Source organism: Pseudomonas sp. DTU_2021_1001937_2_SI_NGA_ILE_001 (assembly GCF_032463525.1).
Taxonomy (GTDB): Bacteria; Pseudomonadota; Gammaproteobacteria; order Pseudomonadales; family Pseudomonadaceae; genus Aquipseudomonas.
In genome coordinates, this window is record NZ_CP135971.1 from 5,396,696 (window position 1) to 5,409,406 (window position 12,711).

Annotated in this window: 12 protein-coding genes; 6 read left to right on the forward strand and 6 right to left on the reverse strand. The window is 60.6% G+C overall.

The features are described 5' to 3' along the window. Positions 1–164 precede the first annotated feature (164 nt). Positions 165–908 carry a septum site-determining protein MinC gene (gene minC, locus RRX38_RS23800; RefSeq protein ID WP_295474566.1) on the reverse strand — a complete coding sequence of 248 codons (744 nt, stop codon included), beginning with the start codon at positions 906–908 and terminating at the stop codon, positions 165–167. Between the two features lie 121 nt (positions 909–1,029). Here minC and RRX38_RS23805 point away from each other — a divergent pair, with 121 nt between their 5' ends. Further along, positions 1,030–1,962, forward strand: a complete 933-nt coding sequence (locus tag RRX38_RS23805) for a lipid A biosynthesis lauroyl acyltransferase (RefSeq protein WP_295474563.1) — start codon at positions 1,030–1,032, stop codon at positions 1,960–1,962. 27 nt (positions 1,963–1,989) lie between these two features. Then, complete coding sequence (locus tag RRX38_RS23810; protein WP_315960923.1) at positions 1,990–3,165, forward strand: patatin-like phospholipase family protein; 1,176 nt, start codon at positions 1,990–1,992, stop codon at positions 3,163–3,165. Positions 3,166–3,242: 77 nt separating this feature from the next. Here the strand turns inward: RRX38_RS23810 and RRX38_RS23815 are convergent, their stop codons facing one another. Next, positions 3,243–4,172, reverse strand: coding sequence for an IS110 family transposase (locus RRX38_RS23815; RefSeq protein WP_315959592.1), 930 nt, complete (start codon positions 4,170–4,172; stop codon positions 3,243–3,245). Positions 4,173–4,547: 375 nt separating this feature from the next. After that, a complete protein-coding gene (locus RRX38_RS23820; RefSeq protein WP_315960924.1) occupies positions 4,548–5,402 on the reverse strand; it encodes a pirin family protein in 855 nt (284 codons plus the stop codon). Positions 5,403–5,649: 247 nt separating this feature from the next. Here RRX38_RS23820 and RRX38_RS23825 point away from each other — a divergent pair, with 247 nt between their 5' ends. Next, complete coding sequence (locus tag RRX38_RS23825; RefSeq protein WP_295474555.1) at positions 5,650–6,015, forward strand: DUF805 domain-containing protein; 366 nt, start codon at positions 5,650–5,652, stop codon at positions 6,013–6,015. Between the two features lie 119 nt (positions 6,016–6,134). Here RRX38_RS23825 and RRX38_RS23830 read toward each other — a convergent pair whose 3' ends face one another. Next, positions 6,135–6,878: a VacJ family lipoprotein gene (locus RRX38_RS23830; protein ID WP_410524932.1), complete on the reverse strand. Its 744-nt coding sequence runs from the start codon at positions 6,876–6,878 to the stop codon at positions 6,135–6,137. Positions 6,879–6,942: 64 nt separating this feature from the next. Then, complete coding sequence (locus RRX38_RS23835; RefSeq protein WP_295474550.1) at positions 6,943–8,241, reverse strand: serine/threonine protein kinase; 1,299 nt, start codon at positions 8,239–8,241, stop codon at positions 6,943–6,945. A gap of 1,099 nt (positions 8,242–9,340) precedes the next feature. Here RRX38_RS23835 and RRX38_RS23840 point away from each other — a divergent pair. The 3 genes from RRX38_RS23840 to RRX38_RS23850 all read left to right on the forward strand — a co-directional run bounded on the left by RRX38_RS23840 (position 9,341) and on the right by RRX38_RS23850 (position 12,384). After that, positions 9,341–10,195, forward strand: coding sequence for a glycine betaine ABC transporter substrate-binding protein (locus RRX38_RS23840; RefSeq protein ID WP_315960925.1), 855 nt, complete (start codon positions 9,341–9,343; stop codon positions 10,193–10,195). Between the two features lie 222 nt (positions 10,196–10,417). Beyond that, positions 10,418–10,729 (forward strand): DUF485 domain-containing protein, encoded by a 312-nt coding sequence (locus RRX38_RS23845; protein WP_295474544.1) that lies wholly within the window; start codon positions 10,418–10,420, stop codon positions 10,727–10,729. After that, positions 10,726–12,384 carry a cation acetate symporter gene (locus tag RRX38_RS23850; RefSeq protein WP_295474543.1) on the forward strand — a complete coding sequence of 553 codons (1,659 nt, stop codon included), beginning with the start codon at positions 10,726–10,728 and terminating at the stop codon, positions 12,382–12,384. Before RRX38_RS23845 ends, RRX38_RS23850 begins: the two co-directional genes overlap by 4 nt. A gap of 90 nt (positions 12,385–12,474) precedes the next feature. Here RRX38_RS23850 and RRX38_RS23855 read toward each other — a convergent pair whose 3' ends face one another. Then, positions 12,475–12,633, reverse strand: a complete 159-nt coding sequence (locus RRX38_RS23855; RefSeq protein ID WP_295474540.1) for a DUF3309 family protein — start codon at positions 12,631–12,633, stop codon at positions 12,475–12,477. Between the last annotated feature and the right edge of the window lie 78 nt (positions 12,634–12,711).

Below are 12,711 nucleotides of genomic sequence, written 5' to 3' on the forward strand. Positions count from 1 at the left end.
GAAGCGGCGGTAGTCGAACAATGCTGGAAATCACGGAATTTTCGGCTTTAAGGCGGCTATCTGGACAGCACGGGTTAAAACACAAAGTTCTCTGGATTTCCTACAACCTTTGCTACGTTTTCGCGACGAGTCAGAGATGCTTTGATAAATGGCGGCAGTATCCGTTAAAGACGAATGATGTTCAACACATCCCCGGACAGGCTGATCTGCACGCCAGTACCCCACAGCGGATCGCGCCGCAGGTCTTCGGAAACCTTGTACTGGCCGGCGATGGACACCAGTTCGGCGCCCATCTGCTGGCAGAAGATCCGTGCCTTGGCATCACCCTTGATGCCTGCCAGCGCCCGGCCTCGCAAAGGACCGTAGACATGGATGTTGCCATCGGCCAGAAGTTCCGCACCGGGGCTCACCGGGGCGACGACGACCAGGTCACCGCCCTGGGCGTAGATCTGCTGGCCACCGCGCACCGGCGAGGTGATCACCCGGGTCGGCTTGACCAGGGGTTCGGCCGGTTTTTCCACGGGCTTGGGCGCAGGGGCGGGGGCCTCGACCGGATCCAGCGGTCGTTCACGGGCGCCTGAGGGCGGCAGTACCGGCAGATCGATGGCGATGGCGGCGGCGATGTCCTCGATACGGCTGGCGCGAATCGCCAGGGTTCGCAGGCCATGCTGGCGGCAGATGCGCATCAGGCCGGGCAGGTCGACGGTGCCGTCCTGCGGGGCGATCTTGTCCAGGGCCAGGATCAGCGGCGTGTTGCTGAAGAAATTGGGGGCCAGGGCGACCTTGGCCGCCAGTTGTCTGTCCAGGGCCTCAAGGTCGGTACGCGCCAGTTCCATCACGGTGATGGCAAGCATGCTGCCCTTGAGCTGGAACACGGGGTCGAGGTTTTGCTGTTCGGTCTGACTCATGGTCGGGATAGACAACGGCTTGTCGCTAAAAGTGCCGAGACTTATAACGAGAACGTTCGTCAGCCGCAAGCCATGGCGAACCGATGTAGAATGCGCGGCCATCGTTCTGACGGAAGCCTAAATGGATCGCCCGCGTTTTCGCCCCTATTTCCTTCATCCGCGCTTCTGGGCCCTGTGGCTGGGCCTTGGCCTGCTGTGGCTGGTCGTGCAGTTGCCGTTTCGCGTGCTGCTGGTCATCGGCCGCCTGCTGGGCCGGGTGATGTACGGTTTCGCCACTGATCGCAAATACATTGCCGCACGCAACCTGGAACTGTGCTTCCCGCAGCTGTCGGCCGCTGAACGCAAGCGCCTGCTCAAGGAAAACTTCGCCTCCACCGGCATCGCTTTCTTCGAGATGGCCATGAGCTGGTGGTGGCCGCGCAAGCGCCTGGCCAGGCTGGCGCATATCGAGGGGCTGGAACACCTGCGTGAGGCGCAGCAGCAGGGCGAGGGGGTGATCCTCATGGCGCTGCACTTCACCACTCTGGAAATCGGCGCCGCGCTGCTGGGCCAGCAGCACACCATCGATGGCATGTACCGCGAGCACAAGAACCCATTGTTCGACTTCATCCAGCGGCGTGGTCGCGAGCGGCACAACCTCGACTCGCTGGCTGTGGAGCGCGAGGACGTGCGCGGCATGCTCAAACTGCTGCGCAATGGCCGCGCCATCTGGTACGCGCCGGACCAGGACTACGGCGCCAAGCAAAGCGTGTTCGTGCCGCTGTTCGGCATCCAGGCCGCCACCGTGACGGCTACCAGCAAGTTCGCCAAGCTTGGCCGTGCCCGGGTCGTGCCTTTCACTCAGCAACGCCTGGCCGATGGCAGCGGCTACCGGTTGGTGCTGCATCCGCCGCTGGACAATTTTCCCGGCCAAAGCGACGAAGACGATTGCTTGCGCATCAATCAATGGGTAGAAAGGGCCATTACCGAATGCCCCGAGCAGTACCTCTGGGCACACCGTCGCTTCAAGAGCAGACCGGAAGGCGAGCCCAGGCTGTACGCGAAAAGACAATAAGAAAAGGCGATCACTGAGGTTCGTTCGATGTTGGAACCCGCTGTAGTGACACCCCCCGATGACCAGGCCGTGACCGGCCTGATCCTTTCCGGCGGCGGCGCGCGTGCCGCCTACCAGGTCGGCGTGCTGGCCGGTATCGCCGAGCTGCTGCCCTACGGGGCGGCCAATCCCTTTCCGGTGATCGTCGGCACCTCGGCCGGTGCCATCAATGCCGTCAAGCTGGCCAGCGAGGCCATGCGCTTTCGTGTGGCGGTGCACCAGCTGACGCTGTTCTGGCAGAACTTTCGCAGCCATCAGGTACTGCGCAGCGACTGGCCGGGGGTGATTCGCCAGGCCAGTCGCTTCGTGGGCAAGAGTTTGCTGGGCCTGGGCTCGCAGCGTCCGGTGGCGCTGCTCAACAGCGAGCCATTGCGCGACCTGTTGACCGAGCGCCTGGACCTCTCCGGCATCGAGCAGGCGGTCGAAGGCGGTCACCTGCGAGCCGTCGCGGTGACTGCCTTTGGCTACGAGTCGGGACAGGCAGTGACCTTTTATCAGGGGCGCGGCACCATCGACTCCTGGCTGCGCCATCGGCGCATCGGCCTGCCGACGCGGTTGACCGTCGACCACCTGCTGGCCAGCTCGGCCATTCCGCTGCTGTTTGCGCCGGTGAGGGTCGAGCAGGAGTATTTCGGCGACGGTGCGGTGCGTCAGTCGGCGCCGATCAGTCCAGCCCTGCACCTGGGCGCCAACCGCGTGCTGGTCATCGGTGTCAGCGGCAATCCGCGGGGCGTGCAGGCCAACCAGGGGCCGCGAATCACCAGCGGCCACCAGCCGACCCTGGCGCAGATCAGCGGCCATATGCTCAACAGCACGTTCATCGACAGCCTGGAAAGCGACATCGAGCTGCTCGAGCGTCTCAACGGCCTCAGCGCCTTGCTGCCCGACGAGCAAATGCGTCGCCAGCCGGGCATGGCGCCGGTAGAGGTGCTGGTGATTTCGCCCAGCCGTCCGCTGGACGAAATCGCCGCACGGCACCGCCACGAACTGCCGCCAGCGCTGCGCACCTTCCTGCGCGGGCCGGGGGCGACCAAGACCAGTGGCGCCAGCGTGTTGAGCTACCTGCTGTTCGAAGCGGGATACTGCAGCGAGCTGATCGAGCTGGGACGGCATGATGCCAAGATGCAGAGCGAAGAACTGAAGCGTTTCCTGCGCATCGCCTAGCGGCACTACCGGCTGAAGCCTGTTTCCGCTCGTCCCTGGTAGGAGCCAACTGTCTTTCACCGAAGATCGACCAACGGTCAAATTGCACCCTCTCGCCATGGTGCACCATCTCGCACCATGGCGTTTAACCTCACCAGCAGGACTCGCATGCACGCCGTCAGCGCCACCTTCGCGCACTTACCTCGGGCGCGAAGTTGAGCGTATCGGTTCTTGAAGTCCTCGTTGTAACGGACCATCACCAAGGTACTCATGTACATCGCACGGCGTAGCTTCGCGCGTCCGCCGTAAATGTGCCGGTTACCGCGCTTAGTCCCACTGTCGTTGTTGTAAGGCGCCACTCCTGCCAAGGCCGCCACCTGTCCACGACTCAGATCCCCCAGCTCGGGCAGATAGCAAAACAGGCTGGAGATCGACACCGCGCCGATGCCTTTGATCGCTTGCAGGCGGTCCACCAAGGCCCCATCGACCTGTCGAGTCTGTGCAGCAATGCGTCGGTCTGCTGCCTTGATCATCTCTTGGATTTTGGCATTGAGCTCCCGATAGGCCTGCTGCACTTCAGGTTCTTGCGCTTGTTGAATACGGCGACGGTTGTCATCACGCTGCTGAACGAAGGCGTCACGCTGGTTCACCAGTTCGGTCAACTTATCGCGCGCTTCATCGGCCACCACAAACTCTTTCTTTCGCAAGGCATGGGCGAACATGGCCAGCATCTGCGCATCGATCGAGTCGGTTTTGGCTTGCTTGCCCATGGCCAGAGCGAACTGGCGAGCACGCAGCGGATTGATACGCATGACCTTGAATCTGGCCTTGGCCAGGAGTTTGACCGATAACCTTTCATAGCCGCCTGTGGCCTCAACCAGTACCTGCTCGACCCGGTTATCACTCAACCATTGGATAAGCTGGTGGATTCCTTCAGAGGTGTTGGTGGTGCAGAAGCTATTGCTCTGGGGATACAGCGCAATCTGCAGGGTATCTTTGGCGACATCGATTCCGGCGTAGGCGGTCATAAGAAAAACCTCTAGGCTTAAGGGCGAGAGGTCACTCTGAACGGGCTCACGCTTGTTGTTCGAGGTCGGACTCAGTCAACTGTTCGAGCTTGGGGTCAGAGTGAAAAGAGTGGATGGCAGTTGGGCTCCTACACGTGCTCCAGGGCACTGCGGCTTAACAGTTGCCATCCACCCCTCTCACCTCTGACTTTACCCTGTCGAAAGACACAAGCGGCTTCAGCCGCGAAGCCACCGCATTTTCACAGCAAATGCAGTGAATTTACCGGCGCTTTCGCGGCTAAAGCCGCTCCTACCGGGCCACATGACGACCAACTGAACTGTATTGCGGCTCAAGCCGGTCCCTCCGGGTAGGCGCGGCTTCAGCCGCGCAGTGCCTCAGGCGGTCAGGCGATCGTTGCGAAAGTCCTGCAGGGCCTGTTCGATTTCCTCGCGGCTGTTCATCACGAACGGGCCGTACTGCACGATCGGCTCGCCCAGCGGTTTGCCGGCGATCACCAGCACCCGCGCACCCTCGGCGCTGTCGATGCGCAGCTCGCCTGCTTCACCCAGGCGCACCAGGCGGCTGGACGCCACGGTCTGCGCGCAGCCGGCGACCGCGATGCTGCCTTCGTAGACATACAGCAGCACCCGATGCCCCTGGGGCAGTTTCGGGCTGATGCCGGTGCCGGCCGGCAGGTGCAGGTCGAAGTAGTGCGGTTCGGTGTCGGGCCGTTGCACGGCGCCGTCCTGCTGGACCTGGCCGTCGTCGAAGTGCCCGGCGATGGTCACCACCTCGATGCCGTCCGGTGTGGTCAGACGAGGAATGTTCTCGGGCTGAATGTCGCGGTAGCTGGCATCCATCAGCTTGTTCTTACCCGGCAGGTTCAGCCACAGCTGGAAGCCGCGCATCACGCCTTCTTCCTGTTCCGGCATTTCGCTGTGGATGATGCCCCGCGCTGCGGTCATCCACTGCACGCCGCCGCCCTGCAGCAGGCCGACGTTACCCATGTGGTCTTCATGGCGCATGCGTCCTTCGAGCATATAGGTCACGGTTTCGAAGCCGCGATGCGGGTGGGGTGGAAAGCCGGCGATGTAGTCGTCGGGACGGTCGGAGCCGAACTCGTCGAGCATCAGGAAAGGATCGAACTGCTCGACGCCCGGCCCGCCGAATACGCGGGTCAGCTTGACGCCAGCACCATCGGAGGCGGGCTGGCCGACATGGATCGAATGGACTTTGCGGTACGCGCTCATGGGCGGCTCCTCGAATATCAGATGGCGCCATGATAAATGCTTTAAATCGATCAATGGTCCCGAATTACCCATGCAAAGAATCGACTGATTCGATGATTTGGATGGCTTACGACCATGAGAATGCAGGAGTACGAAGAGAAAGGACGTTTCCCACCGCGCTGGCTGCGGTGGCTGGCAGTCAGCTCGGAACAGGACTTTATAGTGGCGTGCTTCTGAAATTGACGGGGTCTACCCGCCGGGAGCGTTGATGAAGGTCCTGCTGCATATCTACAAGAACACTTTGAACTTCGAGGGGCGCGCCAGTCGCCGAGAGGCGGTGTATTACCTTATCCATATGCTGCTGATCGTTGGCGTGCTGGTGTGGATGGACTTCCATTTCAATCTTATTGATCCCGACTGGGGGATTGGCCCCTGTACAGGCATCTTCTCGATGCTGATCTTCCTGACCAATCTGAGTTTCACCATACGCCGCTTGCATGACACAGACCTCAGTGGCTGGTGGTTTCTGATCAATTACGTACCCCTGGTGGGGCCTTTCATATCCCTTTGGCTGATGCTGCAGGCTGGCACACCTGGCGACAACCGCTTCGGTCCGCCCCCCGCACGCATCTGAGCAATGTCGCTGCCGGTGGGGTGCCTTTACCAAGGTTAGGCCCCGGCTTCCAGCAGTATATGAAACGAAAAACGGCCAATCCGGTGCTCCGGATTGGCCGTTTTTCATCAGCCCGAGCCTTACTCGGAAATCATCAGCTTGCGCGATTCGGTGTACACATAGCGCACCTTCTCGTACTCGAACGGCGAGTCCATCTGCCCGTAGCGGAAGCTGGTCACGTAGCGCTTGTCGATACCCCGCAGAATGAGGATTTCCGGGTGGTCGCTGCTGACCTGCGCGACGTTGAGGAAGTTGATCTGCGACTCGGCCGCGATGTCGAACACCAGTCCGCCGGTGTCACGCAGGTTGGACGGGCCGAACAGTGGCAGCACCACATAAGGGCCGGCTGGTACGCCGTAGAAGCCCAGGGTCTGGCCGAAGTCTTCGCTCTGCTTGGGCAGGCCCATGAGCGTCGCCGGGTCCCACAGACCGGCAACGCCGATGGTGGTGTTGAGCAGCAGGCGCCCGGTAGTCTGCAACGAGCGCTGACCCTTGAGCTGCAACAGGCTATTGAGCAGGTTGGGCACGTCGCCCAGGTTGCTGAAGAAGTTGCTCACCCCACTGCGCACGAAGCCGGGGGTGATGTAGCGGTAGCCGTTGACCACCGGCAGGAACACCCACTCGTCGAAGCGATAGTTGAAGTGATAGACGCGGCGGTTCCACGACTCGAAGGGGTCGTAGACCTCCAGGGCGTTGGTCGAGGCGCGTTCGAACTCGCGCTGGTCCAGGCCTGGGTTGAACTTCAGCGACTTGAGCGGCTGAGTGAAACCGTCAGCGTCGTAGTTGCGTACCACCGTGGCCTGGTCTTTGGTGGCGTGGGAAATTTCGGTGGTATCCGCCGCGTGGGCGGTACCGGCGGCCAGCAAGGCGGCCAGCACTAAAGGACGTTTAGCCACGGAAGAACTCCAGCATGGCGTCGCTGTTGACGCGATAGTTGAGGTTGCCGCAATGACCGCCGTATGGGTACACGGTCAGGCGATCGCCGAAGGTCTGGCGCAGGAAACCCAGGTCGCCCGAGCCGAGGATCAGGTCGTCGGCGTTGTGCATGACAGCGATCTTGCTGCTGTTGTGCAGGTAATCCTTCAGCGAATACAGGCTCACCTGGTCGACCAGCTGCAGCAGGCTGCCACCGTCGGTGCGGGCACGCCACATGGGAATCAGCTGTTCGGTCATGTAGCAGTCGAAGTCGCACTGCATGGCCCGCTTGAGGAACGGCGTGAGGCTGGTGCCTTCGGTGATCGGGAACTTCGGTGGGGTGATCAGGCCGCGGCGGTTGATCAGGTCCGAAGTGAAGGCGATATCGGCCGACGAGAAGCGGAACGAGGTGCCGATGAGCATGGCCATCTGTTCGTTGGACAGGTGTTCCTTGGACATCTGGAAGTCGTAGAGCAGCGCATCGTTGAGGTCGATGTAGCCTTTCTGCTGGAAGTAGCGAGTCAGCTTGGCCAGCACCAGCTCATAGAAGGTGGTGGTGTTGTTGATGCCCTTGACCTGGGTCTGTACCAGCTTGTCGAGGTTGCTCACCGAGGTGTACAGGTTGACCGGCGGGTTGAGCAGCAGCACTTTCTTGAAGTTGAAGCTGCGCCGGGTTTCGTCCAGGTGGCTGACGAACGCGGCGTTCAGCGCGCCCAGGCTGTAGCCGGTGAGGTAGAAGTCGGTGATCGGCAGGTCGGTGTGCTGCGCGCGCACGGCCTGCATCACCCGGTACAGGTCTTCGGCGTCTTCTTCGGAAATGCCGGGGGTGGCATAGCGCGAGGCGGAACTCATGAAGTCGTAGCTGGTTGGCGACGACAGCTGCACCACGTGGTAACCGGCGCCGTAGTAGAGCTTCTTCAGGTATTCGTTGAGTGTGCTGTTGTACGCCGCACCGGTGCCGGCGATGAGGAAAATCAGCGGCGCTGCATGGTCCTGGCGGGCCAGGCGATAACGCAGTTTCTTCACGGCCCAGAAGTTGTCTGGCAGGGTGAACTCACGCTCCGGGTGCAGATTGAGGTAGTAGTCGTCCTGGTCGATGTCGTCATCGGACGGCAGGTCGGGGCGCAGGTCGGGTGGCGTCGTGGCGATGGTCGCTTCGAAAGGGTTAGTCAGCGGGTAGCCATAAGTGGCGGGGTCGACGTTTTTCGCCAGGGCGGCTGCACTCAGGCAGAGGCCACCCAGGACTGCAGCGAGGCGCAGGAGACGGAGCATGACTTGATCCCTTGGGAAAGAGGTACAGATGAGAGTCGCAGGCTATGACCATCGGTATGGTGCCAAAGTGCCGTACCTGCAAGCGAGCCTTGTTAAAAGGGTGAAACGATACACCTTTCCAAGGGAATGACCTGTAGGAATGTGCGCTTTTGCGTGTGAAGGCGGATCAGCGGCGGGGGAGGGCAGGAAGGTGTAGGCGGATAGCATAAAGGGAGCCCTGAGGCTCCCTTTTGAATGGCTTTGCATGCTCTTTTTGTTTTTATAGGGCGGTCTGTTGTTGTTTTTGTCAACCGCCCTTCACCGCTTCATGTGCGACCCCCATACGGGGTCAAGAGCAAACGTATTTTTTTGAGCGCTGACTCGCTTCAATCGCCTGCCTGCACAACAGTACGATCCAACCAGTGCCGTGCTACCTCAAGGTAGTTTTATTGTTCTTGCCTGGTTGCGTGGCCTTCCGCAAAAGGCCCGGTGGAGCTGAATCGACTCCAAAAAAATCAGTTGGCTGCGCCTCTGTCCGTGTTGTTCTTGTTATGTCAGAGCCGTTACGTCTTGTTTTTATTGGTTTGTCGCTTGTTTTTGTTCTTGTTGTGCCAGAGATATAGCAGTTGTCGTGCCAACTTTTAAAAATCATTGAATATCAATGACTTAAATGTTTTTGGTGCGCCGTCGAAGGCGTTTTGCGCGTCGATGTGTTCCCGTGTTACCCGCCTGCGGAGCTGTCGGGTCCGCGTCGGGTAACACATTTTGTTTCTATCCTGAGGGTGGGAACGTCGGCGGCTGGGGCGGCTGCCGTACCAGGAAGGGGACGTGTGAAGTGAAACGGCCCCTGCTCATGTCGCATTTACTTCTATGCTGTCGTTGATGGCCGTGTGATGTCGTTTACCGCTGCCTGGGGGTCGTTGGCAGATCATGCCGCTTCACCCGTGAAGCCGATTATCAATGGGCCGGCTGTGCATGGCGCGGTCGGTCGCAGTCGCAAGCGTTAACGAAACGTGGAGGGCGCGCATTGCCCCTTGTGGGCGGGATGGGTCAGCCTGAGAAAAACAACGTAACGATGCCCGACGCTCGTCGGCGCAAGAACTCGACCGGGGAAGTAACGATGAAGATGCGCAAACTCCTGGCGGCCGGTGCCGCTCTGGTACTGGCTGCCAGCTCCACACTGGCCAGTGCTGAAACCAAGACCCTGACCATTGGCTATGTCGAAGGCTGGTCCGACAGCGTCGCCACCACCTTCGTGGCAGCCGAAGTGCTCAAGCAGAAGCTCGGTTACGACGTCAAGCTGCAGTCCGTTGCGGCCGGGATCATGTGGCAGGCCGTGGCTTCCGACAAACTCGACATGATGCTCTCGGCCTGGCTGCCGGGCACTCATGGTGAGTACATGGCCAAGTACAAGGATCAGGTCGTGGACTACGGCCCGAACTTCAAGGACGCCAAGATCGGCCTGATCGTGCCTGAATACGTCAAGGCCAAGAGCATCGAAGACCTCAAGACCGACGAGTCCTTCAAGAACAAGATCACCGGTATCGACGCTGGCGCCGGTGTGATGCTCAAGACCGAGCAGGCCATCAAGGACTACGGCCTGGACGGCTACAAGCTGCAGGCCAGTTCCGGTGCCGGCATGATCGCCGAGCTGACTCGTGCGGAAAAACGCAATGAATCCATCGCCGTTACCGGTTGGGTGCCGCACTGGATGTTCGCCAAGTGGAAACTGCGCTTCCTGGAAGACCCTAAAGGCGTCTACGGCGCCGCTGAAACCGTCGACAACGTCGGCAGCCTGAGCCTGGAGAAGAAAGCCCCGGATGTGGTCGCGTTCCTGAAGAAATTCCAGTGGGAATCCAAAGACGAGATCGGCACCGTGATGCTGGCCATCCAGGAAGGCGCCAAGCCTGAAGCCGCCGCCAAGGAGTGGGTCGAGAAGAACCCGGCTCGCGTGGCGGCCTGGACCGGCAAGTAAGCTTCATCCTGAGTTGATTCGCGGCCCGCGAGCCGTGTCTGGCAAAGCCACCCGGCGCAATGCGTCGGGTGGCTTTTTCGTTTCTGAAGTCTGTTGCGCAGCACGGTATACAGCAGCGTCGGAAAATTAATGTCGTTCTAATACTAAGGTCGTCTGGAGTCGTCTCAAGAGCCGACTAAAGTGAAGCTGTGTCATCTCTCTTATGCTGCGAGGACAAAAACAATGAACGACAGCATCTACCAATCGATACAGAACAACGCGCGCTTCAAGGAGCTGGTGGCCAAGCGCGAGCGGTTCGCCTGGATCCTCTCGGCGATCATGCTCGGGCTCTATGTCGCTTTCATCCTGCTGATCGCCTACGGTCCCCATCTGTTGGGTGCCAAGCTCAGCGCCACTTCCACCGTCACCTGGGGCATGCCGATCGGGGTCGGCCTGATCGTCACTGCATTCATCCTCACGGGTGTCTACGTGCGCCGCGCCAACAGTGAATTCGACGAGCTGAACAACGCCGTACTCAAGGAGATTCAGCAATGATCCGTCGTCTCTTCGCGGCCCTCGGCCTCGCAGCGTTCGCCCCGGCCCTGATGGCAGCTGATGCCCTCACTGGCGCGGTACAGAAACAACCACTCAACGTTGCCGCGATCGTCATGTTCGTGGCTTTCGTGCTGTTCACTCTCTACATCACCTACTGGGCTTCCAAGAAAAACAACTCCGCCTCGGACTACTATGCCGCTGGCGGCAAGATCACCGGCTTCCAGAACGGCCTGGCAATCGCGGGTGACTACATGTCTGCCGCGTCCTTCCTGGGCATTTCCGCGCTGGTCTACACCTCTGGCTACGATGGCCTGATCTACTCGATCGGCTTTCTGGTGGGCTGGCCGATCATCCTTTTCCTGATCGCCGAGCGCCTGCGTAACCTGGGCAAGTACACCTTCGCCGACGTAGCCTCGTACCGCCTCAAGCAGAAGGAAATCCGCACCCTGTCCGCCTGCGGTTCGCTGGTGGTGGTGGCCTTCTACCTGATCGCCCAGATGGTCGGTGCCGGCAAGCTGATCCAGCTGCTGTTCGGCCTGGACTACACCGTCGCGGTGATCCTGGTCGGCATCCTGATGTGCCTGTACGTGCTGTTCGGCGGCATGCTGGCCACCACCTGGGTGCAGATCATCAAGGCGGTGATGCTGCTGTCCGGTGCCTCGTTCATGGCGCTGATGGTCATGAAGCACGTCAACTTCGACTTCAACCAGCTGTTTGCCCAAGCCGTGGCGGTTCACCCCAAGGGTGAGGCGATCATGAGCCCTGGCGGCCTGGTGAAAGATCCGATCTCGGCGTTCTCCCTGGGCCTGGCGCTGATGTTCGGTACCGCTGGCCTGCCGCACATCCTGATGCGCTTCTTCACCGTGAGTGACGCCAAGGAAGCCCGCAAGTCGGTATTCTTCGCCACCGGTTTCATCGGCTACTTCTACATCCTGACCTTCATCATCGGCTTTGGCGCGATCCTGCTGGTCAGCACCAACCCCTCGTTCAAGGATGCAGCCGGCGCGCTGATCGGCGGCAACAACATGGCTGCGGTGCACCTGGCCAATGCCGTGGGCGGCAGCCTGTTCCTGGGCTTCATCTCGGCGGTGGCCTTCGCCACCATCCTCGCGGTGGTTGCCGGCCTGACCCTGGCCGGTGCTTCGGCGGTGTCCCATGACCTGTACGCCAGCGTGATCAAGAAGGGCAAGGCCAACGAAAAGGACGAGATCCGTGTGTCGAAGATGACCACCATTGCCCTGGCCGTGGTCGCCATCCTGCTGGGTATCGCCTTCGAGAGCCAGAACATCGCGTTCATGGTCGGCCTGGCGTTCTCCATCGCCGCGAGCTGCAACTTCCCCGTGCTGCTGCTCTCGATGTACTGGAAGAACCTCACCACCCGTGGCGCCATGATCGGCGGCTGGATGGGCCTGATCAGCGCCGTGGTGCTGATGGTGCTCGGTCCGACCATCTGGGTGCAGATCCTGCACAACCCGAAACCGATCTACCCCTACGAGTACCCGGCGCTGTTCTCCATCGCCATCGCCTTCGTCGGCATCTGGTTCTTCTCGATCACCGACAAGTCCCAGGCTGCCGAAGACGAGCGTGCACTGTTCGTGCCGCAGTTCGTCCGCTCGCAGACCGGCCTGGGTGCCAGCGGTGCGGTCTCTCACTGATCCGCCATCCGGCGCACAGCAAGAAGCAGCCCTCGGGCTGCTTCTTTTTTTTCACTTCAGCGTCGGCCCGGTGGTGGCCGGGCCGTGCAGTCATATCCTGCCCAGCAGCACCAGCACCAACAGGATGACCAGGATGGTGCCGATCACGCCCGACGGTCCGTAACCCCAGCTGCGCGAGTGTGGGAAGACCGGCAGGCCACCGATCAGCAGCAGGATGAGGAGGATGATGAGAATAGTACTGATGCCCATGACGAGTTCCTTCTAACGATTGGGGAAGCCAAGACTGCCGTGAAGATTCAAACCGCGGGGGATTGAAGTTTCAGGCCT

What these genes read in the sequence shown, in the direction of transcription:
- RRX38_RS23845 (WP_295474544.1), top strand. Translation starts at nt 10,418, where the DNA reads ATGAACGACAGCATCTACCAATCGATACAGAACAACGCGCGCTTCAAG.
- RRX38_RS23820 (WP_315960924.1), bottom strand. Translation starts at nt 5,402, where the DNA reads ATGAGCGCGTACCGCAAAGTCCATTCGATCCATGTCGGCCAGCCCGCC.
- RRX38_RS23815 (WP_315959592.1), bottom strand. Translation starts at nt 4,172, where the DNA reads ATGACCGCCTACGCCGGAATCGATGTCGCCAAAGATACCCTGCAGATT.
- RRX38_RS23855 (WP_295474540.1), bottom strand. Translation starts at nt 12,633, where the DNA reads ATGGGCATCAGTACTATTCTCATCATCCTCCTCATCCTGCTGCTGATC.
- RRX38_RS23850 (WP_295474543.1), top strand. Translation starts at nt 10,726, where the DNA reads ATGATCCGTCGTCTCTTCGCGGCCCTCGGCCTCGCAGCGTTCGCCCCG.
- RRX38_RS23840 (WP_315960925.1), top strand. Translation starts at nt 9,341, where the DNA reads ATGAAGATGCGCAAACTCCTGGCGGCCGGTGCCGCTCTGGTACTGGCT.
- RRX38_RS23825 (WP_295474555.1), top strand. Translation starts at nt 5,650, where the DNA reads ATGAAGGTCCTGCTGCATATCTACAAGAACACTTTGAACTTCGAGGGG.
- RRX38_RS23805 (WP_295474563.1), top strand. Translation starts at nt 1,030, where the DNA reads ATGGATCGCCCGCGTTTTCGCCCCTATTTCCTTCATCCGCGCTTCTGG.
- RRX38_RS23835 (WP_295474550.1), bottom strand. Translation starts at nt 8,241, where the DNA reads ATGCTCCGTCTCCTGCGCCTCGCTGCAGTCCTGGGTGGCCTCTGCCTG.
- RRX38_RS23810 (WP_315960923.1), top strand. Translation starts at nt 1,990, where the DNA reads ATGTTGGAACCCGCTGTAGTGACACCCCCCGATGACCAGGCCGTGACC.
- minC (WP_295474566.1), bottom strand. Translation starts at nt 908, where the DNA reads ATGAGTCAGACCGAACAGCAAAACCTCGACCCCGTGTTCCAGCTCAAG.